The 16,383-nt window shown below is 72.9% G+C and carries 17 protein-coding genes; 10 read left to right on the top strand and 7 right to left on the bottom strand.

Annotation, left to right across the window (positions count from 1 at the left end):
• Positions 1-161: 161 nt before the first annotated feature.
• Together ACFU7Z_RS20000 and ACFU7Z_RS19995 are read left to right on the top strand one after the other, a co-directional pair.
• Positions 162-872, top strand: coding sequence for a sensor histidine kinase (locus ACFU7Z_RS20000; RefSeq protein WP_380778587.1), 711 nt, complete (start codon positions 162-164; stop codon positions 870-872).
• Positions 869-1,558 (top strand): response regulator, encoded by a 690-nt coding sequence (locus ACFU7Z_RS19995; RefSeq protein ID WP_375873074.1) that lies wholly within the window; start codon positions 869-871, stop codon positions 1,556-1,558. The genes ACFU7Z_RS20000 and ACFU7Z_RS19995 overlap by 4 nt, the downstream gene beginning before the upstream one ends.
• Before the next feature lie 122 nt (positions 1,559-1,680).
• On the opposite strand, the gene ACFU7Z_RS19990 is transcribed toward ACFU7Z_RS19995, so the two are convergent.
• On the bottom strand, positions 1,681-3,432 hold the full coding sequence (locus ACFU7Z_RS19990) for a peroxidase family protein (RefSeq protein ID WP_074002744.1): 1,752 nt from the start codon (positions 3,430-3,432) through the stop codon (positions 1,681-1,683).
• 599 nt (positions 3,433-4,031) lie between these two features.
• Between ACFU7Z_RS19990 and ACFU7Z_RS19985 the strand changes: the two genes are divergently transcribed.
• The 4 genes from ACFU7Z_RS19985 to ACFU7Z_RS19970 all read left to right on the top strand — a co-directional run bounded on the left by ACFU7Z_RS19985 (position 4,032) and on the right by ACFU7Z_RS19970 (position 5,911).
• Positions 4,032-4,268, top strand: a complete 237-nt coding sequence (locus ACFU7Z_RS19985) for a hypothetical protein (RefSeq protein WP_143204547.1) — start codon at positions 4,032-4,034, stop codon at positions 4,266-4,268.
• A 31-nt stretch (positions 4,269-4,299) separates the two neighbouring features.
• On the top strand, positions 4,300-4,620 hold the full coding sequence (locus tag ACFU7Z_RS19980) for a hypothetical protein (protein ID WP_380778584.1): 321 nt from the start codon (positions 4,300-4,302) through the stop codon (positions 4,618-4,620).
• Positions 4,614-5,345, top strand: coding sequence for a hypothetical protein (locus tag ACFU7Z_RS19975; protein WP_380738307.1), 732 nt, complete (start codon positions 4,614-4,616; stop codon positions 5,343-5,345). Before ACFU7Z_RS19980 ends, ACFU7Z_RS19975 begins: the two co-directional genes overlap by 7 nt.
• Positions 5,346-5,614: 269 nt before the next feature.
• The gene (locus ACFU7Z_RS19970) at positions 5,615-5,911 is read left to right on the top strand and encodes a hypothetical protein (protein ID WP_074002741.1); all 297 of its coding nucleotides are present in this window, start codon (positions 5,615-5,617) and stop codon (positions 5,909-5,911) included.
• Between the two features lie 139 nt (positions 5,912-6,050).
• Here the strand turns inward: ACFU7Z_RS19970 and ACFU7Z_RS19965 are convergent, their stop codons facing one another.
• Positions 6,051-6,200 carry a hypothetical protein gene (locus tag ACFU7Z_RS19965; protein ID WP_198959359.1) on the bottom strand — a complete coding sequence of 50 codons (150 nt, stop codon included), beginning with the start codon at positions 6,198-6,200 and terminating at the stop codon, positions 6,051-6,053.
• Between the two features lie 106 nt (positions 6,201-6,306).
• Between ACFU7Z_RS19965 and ACFU7Z_RS19960 the strand changes: the two genes are divergently transcribed.
• The gene (locus ACFU7Z_RS19960) at positions 6,307-7,392 is read left to right on the top strand and encodes a DUF5937 family protein (protein WP_049649569.1); all 1,086 of its coding nucleotides are present in this window, start codon (positions 6,307-6,309) and stop codon (positions 7,390-7,392) included.
• 18 nt (positions 7,393-7,410) lie between these two features.
• On the opposite strand, the gene ACFU7Z_RS19955 is transcribed toward ACFU7Z_RS19960, so the two are convergent.
• From ACFU7Z_RS19955 to ACFU7Z_RS19935, 5 genes are read right to left on the bottom strand one after another with little or no spacing between them, the layout of a single operon-like run.
• The gene (locus tag ACFU7Z_RS19955; protein ID WP_380778582.1) at positions 7,411-8,421 is read right to left on the bottom strand and encodes an ABC transporter ATP-binding protein; all 1,011 of its coding nucleotides are present in this window, start codon (positions 8,419-8,421) and stop codon (positions 7,411-7,413) included.
• The gene (locus tag ACFU7Z_RS19950; protein WP_380778580.1) at positions 8,418-9,440 is read right to left on the bottom strand and encodes an ABC transporter ATP-binding protein; all 1,023 of its coding nucleotides are present in this window, start codon (positions 9,438-9,440) and stop codon (positions 8,418-8,420) included. Before ACFU7Z_RS19950 ends, ACFU7Z_RS19955 begins: the two co-directional genes overlap by 4 nt.
• On the bottom strand, positions 9,437-10,354 hold the full coding sequence (locus ACFU7Z_RS19945) for an ABC transporter permease (RefSeq protein WP_380778578.1): 918 nt from the start codon (positions 10,352-10,354) through the stop codon (positions 9,437-9,439). The genes ACFU7Z_RS19950 and ACFU7Z_RS19945 overlap by 4 nt, the downstream gene beginning before the upstream one ends.
• Complete coding sequence (locus ACFU7Z_RS19940; protein WP_380778576.1) at positions 10,341-11,309, bottom strand: ABC transporter permease; 969 nt, start codon at positions 11,307-11,309, stop codon at positions 10,341-10,343. The genes ACFU7Z_RS19945 and ACFU7Z_RS19940 overlap by 14 nt, the downstream gene beginning before the upstream one ends.
• A complete protein-coding gene (locus ACFU7Z_RS19935) occupies positions 11,306-12,859 on the bottom strand; it encodes an ABC transporter substrate-binding protein (RefSeq protein ID WP_380778574.1) in 1,554 nt (517 codons plus the stop codon). The genes ACFU7Z_RS19940 and ACFU7Z_RS19935 overlap by 4 nt, the downstream gene beginning before the upstream one ends.
• A gap of 247 nt (positions 12,860-13,106) precedes the next feature.
• Here ACFU7Z_RS19935 and ACFU7Z_RS19930 point away from each other — a divergent pair, with 247 nt between their 5' ends.
• From ACFU7Z_RS19930 to ACFU7Z_RS19920, 3 genes are all read left to right on the top strand, one after another.
• Positions 13,107-13,706: a TetR family transcriptional regulator gene (locus ACFU7Z_RS19930; RefSeq protein WP_074002734.1), complete on the top strand. Its 600-nt coding sequence runs from the start codon at positions 13,107-13,109 to the stop codon at positions 13,704-13,706.
• Between the two features lie 116 nt (positions 13,707-13,822).
• Positions 13,823-14,578 carry a tyrosine-protein phosphatase gene (locus ACFU7Z_RS19925; RefSeq protein WP_380778572.1) on the top strand — a complete coding sequence of 252 codons (756 nt, stop codon included), beginning with the start codon at positions 13,823-13,825 and terminating at the stop codon, positions 14,576-14,578.
• Entirely contained in the window at positions 14,572-16,347 is a 1,776-nt protein-coding gene (locus ACFU7Z_RS19920; RefSeq protein WP_380778570.1) for a glycoside hydrolase family 3 protein, read from the top strand. The genes ACFU7Z_RS19925 and ACFU7Z_RS19920 overlap by 7 nt, the downstream gene beginning before the upstream one ends.
• The last annotated feature ends 36 nt before the right edge of the window (positions 16,348-16,383 follow it).

The raw sequence follows: 16,383 nt of genomic DNA, 5'->3' as shown, positions 1-16,383 counted from the left end.
GCCTCGTGGCCGGAGGGGCTTCGGCCCGGTCCCGCGGACCGGCGGCCGCGGGGTGCGGGCGGCCCGGGGGGTACACCGATCGGATGACCCCGGGGCTGTCTCTTATACCGCGACCGGTCCCGGCCTCCGAGGTCGCGGGGGGCGTCGTCTTCGCGTCCCTGATGATGGCCCTGCCCTGGCTGGTGGGCACCGCGCTGAGGGAACAGCGGTCGTACGCGGAACTCGCCGCCCGGCAGGCCGTGACGGACGAGCGCCTGCGGATCGCCCGCGAGCTCCACGACGTGGTGGCCCACCATCTGACCGTCATCACGGTCCGGGCCGAGGTGGCCCGCGCGGTGGCCTCCACCAACCCGGAGGAGACCGAGCGGACCCTCGCCCTGGTCGGGACGGCGGGCCGGACGGCGCTCACCGAGATGCGCCGCATGCTCGGCGTGCTGCGCTCACCCGGTGACGGAGCCGAGCTCGGGGCCGCCCCCGGTCTGGCGGACCTGCCCGCGCTCGCGGCCGGCGCGGGCCCGCGCGTGGAGCTGTCCGTCGACCCGGATCCACCGCTCCCCCCGGGGGTGGAACTGGCGGTCTACCGGATCGTCCAGGAGGCCCTCACCAACGTCGTCAGGCACGCGGGGTCGGCGGACTGCCGGGTGATCCTGTCCCGGGTGGATCCCGAGGCGGTCGAGATCGAGGTCGTCAACGACGCGCCGGCCCGGCTCCCGCACCGGCTCCCGCACCGGCGTCTCGGCGGCGGGCACGGGCTCGTCGGGATGCGGGAGCGGGCGGCCATGTGCGGCGGGACCTTCTCCGCCGGCCCCCTGGCGACGGGCGGGTTCCGGGTGCACGCGCGGCTGCCCTGTGGATCGGAGGCGGCACGGTGAACCGGCCGGTCCGGGTCCTCATCGCCGACGACCAGGCGCTGTTGCGGACGGGCTTCCGCCTGCTCATCGAGAGCGTGCCGGACCTCGCCGTCGCGGGCGAGGCCGCCGACGGGGAGCAGGCCGTCGAACTCGCGCTGCGGCTGCGGCCCGACGTCGTGCTGATGGACATCCGGATGCCCGGCATGGACGGTCTGGAGGCCACCCGGCGCATCTGCGCGGACCCGGACGCCGTCGGCACCCGCGTGCTGGTCCTCACCACCTTCGACCTGGACGAGTACGTGTACGCGGCACTCCGCGGCGGAGCCAGCGGATTCCTCCTGAAGGACATCCTCCCCGCCGACCTGCTGGCGGCCCTGCGGGTGGTCGCCGCCGGCGACGCCCTGCTCGCGCCCGCCGTCACCCGCCGTCTGATCCGCGAGTTCGCCGGACGCCACGAGCCGCGCCCGCGGCTCGCCCGGGAGCTGGCGGGCCTGACCCCACGGGAACGGGAAGTCCTCCGACTGGTGGCCCGGGGACTGCCCAACCGGGGGATCGCCGACCATCTGGGGCTGAGCATCGCGACCGTCAAGACCCACGTCCGGCGGCTGCTGGCCAAGCTCGACGCCCACGACCGGGCCCAGCTGGTCGTCATCGCCTATGAGACGGGCGTGGTCACCGCGGGTGGGAACCCCCCGTCCACGGGCTGACGCCTCACCGCCTGGGACACTGGACCTGATCTTCATCAAGAGCTCCGACCCGTTCCTCGCAGCCGACCACGAGCACCGTCGACGTGAGGACCTTCCCGGCGGCCGGGCCCGGGGGCCTGTCGTCACACGAGTCCGGCGATGCGCACGAGGTCCGCCATGTAGAACGTGCCGGGGTCCTTGCCGAACGTCGGCTTCCACGGGTTCGCCGAATTCCTGCTGTTGTGACTGAGGTACGAGCCCGGGTCGGCCTTGATCAGTGCGGCGATCACCTCGCCGACGATGGCGCTGCCCAGGGTGCCGAGTTTGAGGCTGCCCACGTCCGACTTCTCCTCGAGCGCGCCCTCGCCCAGGACGTAGTACCAGGGCGGTACGTGGTCGAAGTCCTGCAGCCCGAAGTCCTTCGGCGTGTAAGGATCGTGGCCTGAGCTGTACTTCGCGTACACCTCCTTGGCGAGGTCCTCCCCGGAGGGCAGCCCCTTGGTGCCGTCCTTGCGGACGAAGGAGTTCGCGCGGCGCAGGTTCCGGATGGCGATGGAGAGCAGCGGCGAGTAGAGCTGGCCCTGGTACGGGTTTCCGTCCGGGAGTCCTTCCTTCTCCGTGGAGTCCTCCAGCCACGTCAGGGGGCTGTCGATGGGCGGCGGCATCTGGAGGAAGGCGTGGATGATCTTCCTGTCGAACCTCTTCGCGTACTGGGGTTGCTGCGTGGCCCCCGGGATCACGAAGAACTGGTGCCAGTCGATGACCTGTTCGGTGCGCAGCGGTGAGAACGGTCTGCGGAAGTTGAAGAGGTGGCCGGTCGTGGTGTTGTTGAGGCGGTACTCCTCGACCGGCAGCGAGTGCAGCCGGTAGGCGGCGGTGGTGAATTCGAGGGGCAGTGCGACCGGCTTGTCCTGCGGGGGGTTGAAGAGGAGGAAGGGGGCTTCCTTGTTCTCGGCCACCGCCTTGACCTTCGCGTACACCGAGTCCTTCACGATCCTGGGAAGCCAGTCGTTGAGGATCATCCACTGGTAGTGCCAGACGACCTGTTGCTTGGCCGTGTCGAAGAGGGCGACGTCCGGGACCGAGCCCTTCAGCATGTCGACCACGGCGTTGTGGAACAGCATGAAGGCGTGGTGGATCTGGATCGAGATGATGGTGTTGTCGTTGCGCGGGTCGGCGATGACCGGGACGCCCTGGGGGTTGCGGGGCACGTCGTAGTCGCGGTTCGGGTCGATCCAGAACTTTCCGACGTCGAGGTTGTCGTAGAACGCGAACGACTGGGTCTTGGGACCGAGTCCGTAGACGTGGGAGAGGTCGACCCTGGCGCTGCGGAAGTTCGTCGTGTCCCCGATGGTGTTGCTGTCGAAGGTCACGTCGGCCTGGAAGGTGATGTTGTGGTCGAGGAACTGGCCGAGGTAGGTGTAGCCCGCCGGGATGCCGGCCTCGGCCGGGGCCGTCGACGGCTTCGGCGGCTTCGCCAGGTACTTGTCGTCGATCTTCTCGCCGAGTTCGGCGCACTGCCGCTTGTCGAACGGGAGCGGGGGGTTGAGGTCCATCTGGCCGCCGGGCGCGCCGAGTTCCTCGATCAGATCGTCGCCGGGCACGTACCCGTCCAGTGCGGGGAACAGCCACGTGTAGGTGCCGGTCTCCACCACCGTGTCCCGGAACGCGACCGGGGTGTGCGGCTCCGCGGGGCGGGTGCCGTCGCCCAGGTCCAGGCGCAGCGGACAGCCGTGGCCGGTGAAGGTGGGGTCGGCGACCCGGAGGCCGTCCGGATTCAGCGCTGCTTGTCCGTCGTGGCCCAGGAGTTGGTCGAGGAGCCGGGCGCGGGCCTCCTCCCGTCGGGTGGCGACGTCGTCGGCGGGCGTGTCGGCCGTCGTGGTGTCCGTGGTCATCGGAGGACTCTTCCTTCCGTCGTCCGGGTGACGGCGCCGGGGGCGCTCTCACCCGGGGGCTTCACGGCCGACTCGGTCACGGCCGCCCCGCACGCATGCCCGCACTCCGCCGTGCGGGTAACCCCGGCCGCCGAACACCACCGCAAAGGCCCGGTGCCTTGACCCGGGCAGCCCGCCCGGGGTGGTGGGCGGTCACCTGTCGGCCCACGATCGGACCGGACACGGCACTTCGGTCCGGAGTTCCTCGGGGCGTGAGCCCGTGGGCCGGTCGCTCCGGGTAGTCGTGCCGCACCGGGTTGCGATCGTGGACGGGATGGTGTGCGCTGGGAAGTGTGCGAACCGTTGGCCGGCCGGGCCGGACCCTCGCTCCGGGCCCCGGCGGCGCCGAAAGCGGGACGAGGGCGAAGGAGGCGACGGACACCTCGAACGGGGGCAAGCCGGCCGTGACGGACTGACCGGCCGGCGGTCAGGATCCGCAGGGCGAGTCCGGAGATCAGATCATGGGAATAGAATTCACGGTCGTCGATGCCGTCCCATATGAGCACGGCCGCAGCACGGAGCCATTGATATGGCATGGTACTGCCACCTTCAGTCACCCCGTGAAGAATGCCGAAGCCGCTATCCAGGCGTTCTCCCTTGAATTCCTGAGGGGGCCCTACAATCCCGGTGAAGCCCCCTACGGCAAGGAGCACGTCGATTGCTCCGTGGGGAAGCTGACCGGTAATACCGCCGCGGTCCAGGTGACATTCCTGCTGCGTCCGCGGGACGCTGGCCCCGACTACAACTTCCAGGCCTCGGCGCGGATCCTGGTCATCGCCGAGACGGGTGGGATGTAGCGGGAAACGGGAAGGGAAGACAGTGGCCGGAGTGAGTGTGGCGCCGATCATCCAGGTCGAGCAGTGCCATTTCGAGTTTCCGCGGTCCGGCGACGCATCCGTCAGGACCCTGACGCAGCAGTTCTCGTTCGAGCAGTGCGTCAACAGGGCGGTCGCCTTCGTGTCCGGCTACTCCGGGCACTACACCGATGCCCAGTTCCAGAATATCGGAAGGATCCATGTGAAGGCGGAGGCCAGCCTGGAGGACGCCCAGAAGGGTGGGGTCCTGGTGACGTGTGAATGGGCATTCGATCCCCAGGTCAACGGCTATCCGTCGGCCGGGGAGGTCTGGGTGACCGTGCTGGGATGGTGAGCGGTGTGGAGACCGGAGGCGGCGGCGGCCGGCTGGACGTGACGGCCGAGGACGTCCCGGCCGACCCGGGTTCCGTGGTCACCGCCGCGTTCCGGGTGGTCGACGCGCGGGAGGGGGTCGCGGGAGCGGACCTCGTCCTCACCGCCGATCCGGGGCTGACGTTCGAGGAGGACGTCGTGGGGTTCAGCCGGAACGGAGGCCGGCCGGGGACCTTCCGGGGCGAGCGGTCGCCGGGGAATTCCACCCTGAGGTGCGCGGGCGCCCACCTCGACGTCTACGACAGCGGGGACCGGATCGACCTCGATGTCGCCGTCCGCGTCGGCAGCGGGCTCTCCTCCGGCGATCCCAAGGTTCGGCTGGCCATCACGAGCCCGCCGGACTGCCCACCGGAGACCTACGGGTCCGGAGACGTGACCGTTCACGTCAAGCGCCTCGTTCCCCGCATCGACAGGGTCGACCCCCCTGATGTGGAGGAATGGGGGCCGGTCACTTTCGAGGGCAGCAATCTCGGCCTGGTGCGCTGGGCGGTATTCGCGGACGAAGACGGCAGGACGGTCATCACGGATGCCAAGGGCGGCGATGTCGGCTACCTGGCGACGTCGAGGCGCCCGCCGGGGCTGGCCAACGGGCGCGGAAAGGTCTGGCTCTCCACCGCCGATACGCAGAACGAGATCGCGCCGGGCAACACGAGCAACAGTCTGGACATCGTCTTCGAGAATCCGTAGCGGCATCGCGTGTCCCGCCGGAGCGGGTTTCTCCCGGGCCGTGCGCAAGGGGGAGTGCTGTGCCCACGTCCCGGCAGGGTCATTTTATCAATGATTCGTCAGCGAATCATCTTGGTGGTGATGTTGTTGATGCATCTCCGTGAAACCGTGTTTCCCGACCGAACGGGGTTGCCCGACCGTCGTTGGGCTTTTAGATTGGATTCAGGTCTTGCTCCACCGGGGCTAATTCCGACCGACGGCACACGTGAGAGAAGAGGAGGCGAGACAGGATGGGCATGCACATTACCACCGTTTACCCGACCCAGGTCGAGGCGGGCGGACCGGTTCATCTGGAGGGCAGTGACCTCGGCCTGGTGCGCTGGGCAGTGTTCACGGACGAAGACAGCAAGCACAGCCTGACCGTGCCCGCGAATGGGGTGGACGTCGGCAGGGCGGCAGACTCGGTATGCCCCGACGGTCTGAATACGAGTGAGGGGACGATCGCCCTCTCGGACGCCAAGACGAAGGACAAGGTCAATTCTTCGAACACCAGCAATTCGGTGCCCCTCGGCTTCGTCGGGCGGTGACACCGCGCGCCTGCGTACGAAAAGCGCAGGAGCGACACGAATCCGCCCGCCATCCTGTGATGACGGGCGGATTCGACCTCGGACCCGTGTCCAAGGCATCGGCAAGCCGAGGTGCTCGTAGAACCGCGCGTACGCCTCGCTAGGCCCGCCGGAGTCCGAGGGCCGCGCGGATGCGGCCGACGACCGCCCGCAGGACGGCGAGGTCGTGGGTGCCGGGCAGGGGCGGGGCTGGTTCGCCGCGCTGGGTGGCCCGGTGGCTGTCGAGGAGGTGCTGCTGCAGTGCGTTCATGCCCTCACCCTGCGCCCGGCGCGCCCCTCCCGTCCCGCCGATTGACGGTACTGGTCAAACGACGGGACGGCGCCGCCGCCCGATCCGGCACCATGGTGGGGTGAGCGTGACCATTGACATCACCGGACTGCCGCACGAGCGGATCATCTTCTGCCCCTCGCCGCTGGCCGAACTCGGCAACGCCCTGCACGCGCTGGCCGAGCCCGCTCACCACCCACGCCTGCACGCCTGGACGACGGCGACCTCCGCCACTCTCGAACCGGAGCTCGCCGACCGGCTCGTCGAGGCCGACTTCATGTGGCGCTCGACCCGCTCCGACTTCCTGATGCCGCCCCGGCCCCGGGAGACGCTCGCCGAGGAACTGGACGACCTCGACCAGCTGGACGACGAGACCTTCGTCGGCTCGGCCCTGGAGATCTCCTGCAACAGCAGCCGCTACTCGCAGGGCATGCCCTCGCCGCTGACCGACGGCCGGTCGCGGCGCCGCGCGCTCGACCTCGCCGCCGCGCGCGGCCCGCGCCAGGCGGCCTTCGTCGAACGGACGCTCGCCGACCCCACCGGCACCCGCGCCTGGATCCGGCGCCTCCTGGAGGACTGCGACCGGGCGTTCTTCGCCGACGCCTGGCGCCGCGTCCAGGTCCAGCTCGCCGCCGACGCCCGGCACAAGACCGACCTGCTGCGCCGCAAGGGCCTGGCGGAGGCGCTCGCGGCGACCTCCTCCGTACTGAGCCTGGAGGAGGACGGGCACGGCACCCGCATCGTCGTCGACAAACTGGTGCACGGCCGCACCGAGGCCGGCAGCACGGGCGTCACCCTGCTGCCGACCGTCTTCGGCTGGCCGCACTTCTTCGCCCTGTACGCGCCGGGCTGGCAGCCCGTGATCCAGTACCCGGCCGCCGCCCACGAGGTCGGCGGCGCCGAGTCGGTGGAGACGGTGAAGCTGCGCCTGGAGGCGCTGACCCACCCGATGCGGATGAACCTGTGCCGCCACCTCGCGCGCGGGGCGTACTCGACGAGCGAGCTGGCCGACTCACAGGACATCACCGCACCGGAGGTCTCCCGCCACCTCGCCGTCCTGCGCAAGGCCGGGCTGCTCACCACCCGCCGCCGGGGCCGCTACGTCCTCCACCAGCTCGACCTGTCGGTCGTGGCCCGGATCGGCAGCGACTTCCTGGAGTCCGTCCTGCGCTAGCTGTACTGACCACGGAGGTCAGGCCCGGGCGGCGCCGACCAGCGGGCGGTGGCAGGCCACCGTGCGGCCGGGTGCCACTTCCCGGTGGCGGGGCTCCTCGGTGGCGCAGCGGGAGTCGGCCAGGGGGCAGCGGGTGCGGAAGCGGCAGCCGCTGGGCGGGGCGAGCGGGGAGGGCGGGTCGGCGGGGAGCAGGCCGGTGTCGCGCAGCGGGCGGCCGGGTTCGGGGACGGCGGCGAGCAGGGCGGCGGTGTAGGGGTGGGCCGGGGCGGCGAGGACGGCCTCGGTGGGGCCGCGCTCGCAGACGCGGCCGAGCTGGAGCACGGCCACCTCGTCGCTCACGGCCCGGACCACGCCGAGGTCGTGGGAGATGAACAGGCCGGCCAGTCCGCGCTCCTCGGTGAGCCCGCGCAGCAGGTTGAGCACGGTGGCCTGGGCCGAGACGTCGAGCGCGGAGACCGCCTCGTCGGCGATCAGGACGCGCGGCCCGGCGGCCAACGCCCGGGCGATGGCGACCCGTTGGGCCTGTCCGCCGGAGAGCTGGTGGGGCCGGCGGTCGCCGAACAGGGCGGGCGGCAGGCCGACGGCCTCCAGCTGCCGGGTGACGGTCTCCTCGCGGTCGCGGTCGCGGGCCGGATCGGGGTGGGCGTCGAGGGGCTCGGCGACGAGGTCGCGGACCCGGCGGCGCGGGTTGAGGGAGGAGAGCGGGTCCTGGAAGACCATCTGGAGGCGGGGCCGGACGGCCCGCAGGGCGCGCGGGGAGAGCGCGGCGAGGTCGGTGCCGTCGAGGGTGACGGTGCCGGTGGTGGGCGGGGGCAGCCGCAGCAGGGCCTTGGCGATGCTGCTCTTGCCGGAGCCGGACTCGCCGACCAGGGCGAGGGTGCGGCGCGGGTACAGGGCCAGGTCGACGCCGCTGACGGCGTGCAGCGGGCCGGAGCGGGTGCGGTGGACGACGCTCAGGCCGGTGGCCTCCAGGACGGGCCGTCCCGGTGTGGCGGCGTCGGGGCCCACGGCTTCGGGGGAGGTGGTCATGCCGCGGGCTCCAGTTCCTCGGGGGTGGTGATGTCGGCTTCGGTGAGCGGGAAGTGGCAGTCGGCGGTGTGGCCGTCCGCCGAGGCGTGGGTGGGCGGCGCGGTCGTGGTGCAGAGCTCCGTCGCTCGTTCGCAGCGCGGGGCGAAGGGACAGCCGGGGGTGGGCCGGGTGAGGTCGGGCGGCGAGCCGGGGATGGCGGGCAGGGTGCGGCGCAGCGGGCCGGTGACCCGGGGGACGGAGCGCAGCAGGGCCGCGGTGTAGGGATGCCGGGGGGTGCGGGTGACGGCCTCGGTGGGGCCGGTCTCGATGATCCGGCCGCCGTACATGACGGCGATGCGCCGGGCCCGCCCGTACAGCAGGCCGATGTCGTGGGTGATCAGCAGGGTGGCCAGGCCCCGTTCGACCCGGTGCTGGTCGAGCAGGTCGAGGACGGTGCGCTGGACGGTGACGTCGAGGGCGGTGGTGGGTTCGTCGGCGAGCAGCAGGGCGGGTTCGCCGGCCAGGGCGGCGGCGATGCCGACGCGCTGGCGCAGGCCGCCGGAGAGCTCGTGCGGGTGGGCGCGGGCCCGCCGGGCGGGGTCGGGGACGTCGACGGCGGCGAGCAGTTCGGCGGCGGTGCGCAGCCGTTCGCGCCGGGAGAGGCGGCGCCGGTTGGTGATCGACTCGGTGACCTGGTCGGCGATCCGGACCACCGGGTTGAGCGAGGTCATCGGGTCCTGGTGGACCATCGCGATGCCGGTGCCGAGCAGTTCGGCGCGGCGGGCGGGGGTGGCGGCGAGCAGGTCCTCGCCGTTCAGCCGGATCTCGCCGGTGGCGACGGCCCGGGTGGTGCGGGACTCGACGCCGAGGACGGTGCGGGCGAGCACGGACTTGCCGGAGCCGGACTCGCCGACCACGCCGAGGCACTCGCCGGCCGCGATGCTCAGGCCGACGCCGTGCAGGACGTGCAGGGCGCGGCCGTCGGGGGTGTGCAGGACGGTGTCCAGCGAGCGGACGTCGAGGACGGGGGCGGAGGTCATCCGCGCACTCCCTTCGTGGTGGGGCGCTTCGGGGCGGTGGGCTTCGGGGCAGTGGGCTTCGCGGCGGCGGGAGTGCCCGAACGCAGCTGCTCCCCGAGGTAGTTGAGGGCGAGGACGGTCAGGCAGAGCACCGCCGCGGGCGCCAGCGAGATCCACGGCGCGCTGCCGAGCGCGGTGCGGCCCTCGGCGATGATGCCGCCCCAGGAGGGCTCCGGCGGGCGCAGCCCGAAGCCGAGGAAGCTGAGCGAGCCCTCGGCGACGATGGCGACGGTGGTGGCGGTGAAGGCGAAGGTGAGGGCGACCGGTACGACGTGCGGGACGATCTCGCGGCGCAGGATCCGCAGCGGGGCGGTGCCGATCATGCGGGCGGCCTGGACGAAGCCGCGCTCGCCGAGCGAGAGCACGACGGCGCGTACCACCCGGGTGAAGTGCGGGACGGTGAACAGCCCGATCAGGGTGCCGATCACGGTGAGGCTCGGGCCGCGCAGCGAGACCGTGATCATCACCAGGATCAGGCTGGGCACGGACATCAGCAGGTCGGTCGCGAAGCCGATCGCCTTGTCGACCGGGCCGCGGAACCAGCCGGCGGCGAGGCCGAGCGCGCCGCCGCCGAGCAGGCCGACCAGGATGGTCAGGGCGGCGACGGTGAACGAGGCGCGGGCGCCGGCGACGGTGCGTTGCAGGACGTCCCGTCCGGCGGCGTCGGTGCCCAGCCAGTGGCCGGGGCCGGGGGCGGCGGAGGGGTGGGCGAAGTCGCCGTGCAGCGGGTCGAAGCCGGGCAGCAGGGGCAGCAGCAGGGCGGCGAGGGCGACCAGGGCCAGCCAGGCCGCGGCGGCGAGCACACCGGCCGGGGGCCGGCGCCGGGCGGTGCGGGCCTGGAGAACGGTGACGACGGTGGTCTCAACGGTGCTCATGGGCGATCCTCGGGTCGATCGTGCGGTACAGCAGGTCGACCGCGAAGGTGGCCGCGACCACGCCGAGGGCGCTGACCACCACGACGGCCTGGACGACCGGGAAGTCCCGGCCGGCGATGGCGGCGGAGGCCAGGCTGCCGACGCCGGGCACCGCGAACAGCGACTCGACCAGCACCGACCCGCCGAGCGAGGTCCCGATGCCGATCCCGATCAGCGTCACCAGCGGCAGGCTGGACGGCCGCAGGGCGCGGCGCAGCAGCAGCCGGGTGGTGCCCATGCCGCGGCTGCGGGCGGCGGCGATGTACGGCTGGTCGAGGGTGTCGAGCAGTTGTCCGCGCAGGGTGCGGGTGAACACGGCGGCCTCGGTGAGGCCGAGGGTGAGCGCGGGCAGCACCAGGTGGCGGAGGTTCTCGGCCGGGTCCTCGGTGAACGGGGTCCAGCCGGTGGCGGGCAGGACGCGCAGCTGGACGGCGGCGATCCAGATCAGCAGCAGGCCGAGGGCGAAGCCGGGGACGGCGAGCCAGCCGAAGGTGCCGGCGGTGGCGATCCGGTCGAAGGTGCCGCCGGGCCGCCAGGCGGAGAGCAGGGCGACGGGTACGGCCAGGAGGAGCGCCACCAGCTGGGCGGCGAGGAAGAGTTCGAGGGTGACGGGGATGCGGTCGGCGAGTTCGGTGGTGACGGCGGCTCCGGTGGACAGCGAGTGGCCGAGGTCGCCGTGCAGGGCGTCGCCGATCCACTGCCAGGTGGCGGCGAACAGGTTGCGGTCCAGGCCGAGCCCGGCCTCGTAGGCGGAGATCTGCTCGGGGGTGGCGGTGGGGCCGAGGGCGGCGACGGCGGGTGAGCCGGGCATCAGGTGGGGCAGGGCGAGGGCGGCGACGGTGACCAGCAGCAGGACGGCCGCGGCGCGGCCGACCCGTCCGCCGTACCGCAGGGCGGTCCGGGTGCCGGGGGTCATCGCTTCACCCACAGGGTGGCGGGGGAGACGTTGAGGACGGTGCGCTTGGAGAGGTCGGGCAGGCCGCCGACCTTGGCGGTGGAGAGGAAGCCGACGGTGTTCTCGGTGAGGAAGGCCATCGGCGCCTCGTCGACGACCCGCCGGGCGGCCTGGCCGTAGGCGGCCGAGCGCTTGGCGGGGTCGGTCGAGGCGCGGCCCTCGGCGATCGCCTTGGCGGCCTCCGGGTCGGTCCAACCCATGAAGTTGTACGGCGAGTTCGGCAGGTAGAGGCTGCCGAGCGCGGTGTCGGTGTCGCCGAACATGCTGGTGATGAAGTCCAGCACCTGGAACTTGCGCTGGAGCATCGCGGTGCCCAGGCTCGCGTTGTCCATCGGCTTGATGGTCATCCTGATCCCGGCCTCGCCGAGCATCTGCTGGAGCACGGTGGCGCGCTGCTGGGCCTCGGGGCGGCTGTCGACGAGGTAGTCGAAGGCGAGGTCGGGGTGGCCGGCCTCGGCGAGCAGGGCGCGGGCCCTGGCCGTGTCGTGGGCCGGGTACGCGCCGGCGGTGCGGTACGGGGAGCGGGAGCCGATCGGGCCGTCGGAGACGGCGCCCTGGCCGAGGAAGACGACCTTCTCCAGGGCCTCGCGGTCGATGGCGTACTGCACGGCCCGGCGGACCCGGACGTCGTCGAAGGGCGCGGCCTTGGTGTTGAAGACGACGGTGCTGGTGGAGCCGGGCCCGGTGGCGGTGCGCAGCCCGTCGGCGGCGGCCTGCTTGAGCTGGCCGGGCGTCTCGGTCCAGATCAGGTCGGTGTCGCCGGAGCGCAGCGACTGGTAGCGGCTGTCGGCGTCGGACAGCACCCGGTAGACGAGCTTGTCGGCGTGGCCCTTGGTGCCCCAGTAGGCGGGGTTGCGGGCGAGGGTGACGGAGACTCCGGGCTGCACGCTCTCCACGGTGTACGGGCCGGAGCCGACGGCGGGGGAGTCGCTGGAGGGCGCCTCGGAGATGTAGCCGAGGGAGCGGGTGAACAGGTTGGGGAAGGCGGCGTCGGGGGCCTTGAGGGTGAAGGCGACGGTGGTGGGGCCGGTGACGGCGGTGGTGGCGATGGCGGCCGCGTCGAGGGCGCAGGCGCACTTGCTCTCCGGCTTGGCGAGCCGGGCGACGTGGTCGGCGACGGCCTGGGCGTCCAGCGGCTTGCCGTCGCTGAAGGTCACGCCCTCGCGCAGGTCGAGGGTCCAGACCGTGGCGTCCGCGTCGGGGGTGAAGGACTTGGCGAGGTACGGCTGGACGGTGCCGTTGTCGCCGTTGACCATCAGCGGGTCGTACAGGGCGTTGGCGAGGACCATCATCGGCATCTGGATCAGGGTTCCGTCGGCCGGGTCGAGCTTGGCGAACGGCCGGTCCAGGCCGATCTTGAGCGTGCCGCCGTCCACGGCCGGCCCGTCGGCCGCCGCGCCGGTGTTCCCGGCGCCGCCGGTGCCGGACAGCGCGTCGTCGGAGGCGGAGCAGGCGGTGAGGGTGAGGGCGGCGGCGAGGGCCGCCGATGCCAGGAGGTAGTGCCGCTTCATGGTTCCTCGGTTCGGGGGAGTGGGGGCGGCCAGGGGGAGTGCGGCCGCCGACGCGACACACCATTCCGGAAGTGGCAGGACTGCCAAAAGGCAGTTATGCAAATTCCGGATGACGAAACCCGGAAGAGTCGGCGCTCGCCTTGAGCGGGCGCGGCCGGACGTGGTTCCGTACTCATGGCGGCCCCCTCGGCGGCCCCACCCACCGACACGACCGACACTCAACTCACCGAACGGGAGCGGAAGAACGATGCAGGGGACGGACACCGCGGCGGAGCAGGGCATGCGCGACCGGAAGAAGGCGCGCACCCGCGACAGCATCCGCAGCGCGGCGCTCGACCTCTTCGAGGAGCAGGGCTACGAGCGCACCACCGTCGACCGGATCTGCCGCCGCGCCGACGTCGCCCACCGCACCTTCTTCCGCTACTACCCGGCCAAGGAGGCGCTGCTGTTCGGCTGGGACTTCGGCCAGGTCGTCCTCGACGCCTTCGCCGCCGCCCCCGCCGAACTCCCGCTCTGGGCCGCGCTCGACCACGCGCTGACCGTCACCGGCGGACGGCTGGAGGAGCCCGTCGAGCACACCGAGCGCCGCCGCCGGCTGCGCCGGGGCCTGCTCGACGTGCACTCCGTGCGCAACTACGCCCTGGTCGTCATCGACGCCTTCACCGAACGCACCGTCACCATCGCCGCCGAGCGGCTCGACGTCGACCCGGCCACCGACCTGCGTCCGACCGCGCTCGGCGCGATGTTCGGCGGCATGGTGCGGCGCCACGTCCTGATCGGCTCGGAGAGCGGCACCCTGACCGACTGGGTCAGGGCCTACCGGGACGTGCTCGCCACCGCGGGCTGACCCGACCCCGTACCCCGTACCCCGTCCTTCCCGGGCGCGCCGCAGGCCGCCCGGACGGCACCGCACGCCCTCTTCCCCCTTTTGCGCACCCCCCGCACGACCCGAAAGGCCTCCGCATGTCCCTGGTCAACTTCCGCGACCCCGCAGCGCTCGCCGACCCCGCGAGCCGCTGGATCCGTCCCGGCGCCCTGTTCCGCTCCGCCCAGCCCTTCCCCGCCGCCGACGCGGCCGTCGTCGCCCAGCTGGGCGAGCACGGCATCACCACCGTCGTCGACCTCCGGGGCGAGGCCGAGACCGGCCCCGAGGACTGGGCCGCCGCCGAGGCCGCCGGCATCGCCGTCGTCGCCGCCCGGATCGAGCCGACCAACGACGAACTCGCGCGGGCCATGCGGACCATGACCACCGCCGAGGACCTCGGCGCCTTCTACCTGCTGATGGCCGAGTCCGCGCCGCGGGCCCTCGCCGCCGCCGTGGAGGCCACCGTCCGCCCCGGCGGGGTGCTGGTGCACTGCGCCGCCGGCAAGGACCGCACCGGGCTGCTCACCGCGCTGCTGCTGGAGCTGCTCGGGGTGCCCGCCGAGGAGATCGTCGCCGACTACGCCCGCACCAACGAGGCGATCCAGCAGATCTGGGCCGGGCTCGCCGACCGCAACCGTGCCGCCCTCAACGAGGTCGAGGCCGGCCGGATGGTCGTCCCCGCCCCGCTGCTGGAGGCCCCCGCCGGGGCGATGAGCGCCTTCCTCGACCTGGTCCGGGCCAGGCACGGCGGCGCCGCCGGCTTCCTGGCCGCCTGCGGGGTCACCGCCGAGACGATCGAGGCCTTCCGCACCAAGGCCGCCGCGTCGAACTCCGCGGAGGTGACGGCATGCTGACCGTCCTGCACCACACCGACGGCACGCCCTTCCGCGACCTCAACCACAACGGCACCATGGAGCCCTACGAGGACCCGCGGCTGCCCGTCGAGGAGCGGGTCGAGGACCTGCTGGCCCGGATGACCCCGGAGGAGAAGGCCGCGCAGATGCTGCACGGCCGGATGCTCCCCGGCGACCAGGGCCCGTTCCCCTCCGGCGCCGATCTGATCACCAGGCGGGGCCTCACCCACTTCGCCATGATGGCCGTCCCCGACCCGCGCGCGATGGCCGCCTGGAACAACCACGTCCAGGACCTCGCCGCGGCCGCCCGGCTGGGCATCCCCGTCACCCTCTCCTCCGACCCCCGGCACGGCTTCACCGCCAACCCGGCCACCGCCCACACCGGCGGCGGCTTCAGCACCGGCCCCGAGCCGATCGGCCTCGCCGCCACCGACGACCCCGACCTGGTGCGCCGCTACGCCGACCTGATCCGCCGCGAGCTGTGCGCCGTCGGCATCCGGGTCGCCATCCACCCGATGGCCGACCTCGCCACCGAGCCCCGCTGGGCCCGGATCAGCGGCACCTTCGGGGAGGACCCGGAGCGCGCCTCGCGGATGATCGCCGCCTACATCGAGGGCCTCCAGGGCGGGCCGATCGGCCCGGACAGCGTCGCCTGCATGACCAAGCACTTCCCCGGTGGCGGCCCGCAGGCCGGCGGCGAGGACTCGCACTTCGCCGCCGGACGCCGACTGGTCTACCCCGGCGGCGAGTTCGAGACCCACCTGCGGCCCTTCGAGGCGGCCTTCGCCGCGGGCACCGCGCAGATCATGCCCGCCTACGCGATCCCCTCCGGCAGCGGCCTCGCCGAGGTCGGCGCCAACTTCAACCGGGACGTCATCACCGGCCTGCTGCGCGGTCGTTACGGCTTCGACGGCGTGGTCTGCACCGACTTCAACGCCATCACCGGCATGGACGTCCCCGGCGTGGTCACCCTGCCCCCGCGGCACTGGGGCGTCGAGGAGCTGTCCGTCGCCGAGCAGGTCGCGCTCACCCTGGACGCGGGCGCCGACCAGCTCGGCGGCGAGACGGACCCGGAGCTGATCCTGGCGGCCCTCCGCTCCGGCGCGGTCACCGAGGCCCGGCTGGACGAGTCCGTCCGCCGCATCCTGCGCGACAAGTTCCGCCTCGGCCTTTTCGACGACCCGTACGTCGACCCGGACGCCGCCGCCGAACTGGTCGGCGCCCCGGAGGGCCGGGCGCTCGGCCGCGAGGTCCAGCGCCGCTCCGTGGTCCACCTGGCCGGCGAGCCGCGCAGCGCCACCCGGCTGTACGTCGAGGGCGTCGACCCGGCCGTCGCCGCCCGGTACGGCACCGTCGTCGAGGACCCGGCGCGGGCCGACCTGGCCGTCGTCCGCCTCGCCACCCCGTACGAGCGGCGCGAGGGCCTGCTGGAGCGGCACTTCCACAGCGGCTCGCTGGAGTTCGAGCCGGCCGAGGCCGACCGGCTCGCCGCGCTGGCCGCCGTCGTCCCCACGGTCTTCGCGGCCCAGCTGGAGCGGCCCGCGGTGCTCACCCCGCTCGCCCCGCACGCGGCCCTGCTGATCGGGGAGTTCGGCGCCGCCGACGAGGTCGTCCTGGACGCCGCGCTCGGCCGCGCCCCGATGACCGCGACCCTGCCGTTCGACCTGCCCGCCTCGGACGCCGCCGTGGCCGCGGCCCGCGAGGACGTCCCCTTCGACACCCGCGCCCCGCTCTTCCGCCACGGCCACCGCGCCGGCGCCGGGAGCTGAGCCGGGCCCGGGGCGGGGGGGGGGGGGGGCCCCCCG

Origin of the sequence: Kitasatospora sp. NPDC057518, from assembly GCF_042802075.1 — a bacterium.
Lineage (GTDB): Bacteria > Actinomycetota > Actinomycetes > Streptomycetales > Streptomycetaceae > Kitasatospora.
The sequence above is the reverse complement of the archived record's forward strand: the minus strand, read 5'-3'. Positions and strand labels throughout refer to the sequence as shown.

Bases quoted from the DNA above. Each gene is read 5' to 3' on its own strand.
- ACFU7Z_RS20000 (WP_380778587.1), top strand. From the start codon at position 162: ATGATGGCCCTGCCCTGGCTGGTGGGCACCGCGCTGAGGGAACAGCGG.
- ACFU7Z_RS19990 (WP_074002744.1), bottom strand. From the start codon at position 3,432: ATGACCACGGACACCACGACGGCCGACACGCCCGCCGACGACGTCGCC.
- ACFU7Z_RS19975 (WP_380738307.1), top strand. From the start codon at position 4,614: ATGGTGAGCGGTGTGGAGACCGGAGGCGGCGGCGGCCGGCTGGACGTG.
- ACFU7Z_RS19970 (WP_074002741.1), top strand. From the start codon at position 5,615: ATGGGCATGCACATTACCACCGTTTACCCGACCCAGGTCGAGGCGGGC.
- ACFU7Z_RS19965 (WP_198959359.1), bottom strand. From the start codon at position 6,200: ATGAACGCACTGCAGCAGCACCTCCTCGACAGCCACCGGGCCACCCAG.
- ACFU7Z_RS19955 (WP_380778582.1), bottom strand. From the start codon at position 8,421: ATGACCACCTCCCCCGAAGCCGTGGGCCCCGACGCCGCCACACCGGGA.
- ACFU7Z_RS19950 (WP_380778580.1), bottom strand. From the start codon at position 9,440: ATGACCTCCGCCCCCGTCCTCGACGTCCGCTCGCTGGACACCGTCCTG.
- ACFU7Z_RS19945 (WP_380778578.1), bottom strand. From the start codon at position 10,354: ATGAGCACCGTTGAGACCACCGTCGTCACCGTTCTCCAGGCCCGCACC.
- ACFU7Z_RS19940 (WP_380778576.1), bottom strand. From the start codon at position 11,309: ATGACCCCCGGCACCCGGACCGCCCTGCGGTACGGCGGACGGGTCGGC.
- ACFU7Z_RS19935 (WP_380778574.1), bottom strand. From the start codon at position 12,859: ATGAAGCGGCACTACCTCCTGGCATCGGCGGCCCTCGCCGCCGCCCTC.
- ACFU7Z_RS19930 (WP_074002734.1), top strand. From the start codon at position 13,107: ATGCAGGGGACGGACACCGCGGCGGAGCAGGGCATGCGCGACCGGAAG.
- ACFU7Z_RS19925 (WP_380778572.1), top strand. From the start codon at position 13,823: ATGTCCCTGGTCAACTTCCGCGACCCCGCAGCGCTCGCCGACCCCGCG.
- ACFU7Z_RS19920 (WP_380778570.1), top strand. From the start codon at position 14,572: ATGCTGACCGTCCTGCACCACACCGACGGCACGCCCTTCCGCGACCTC.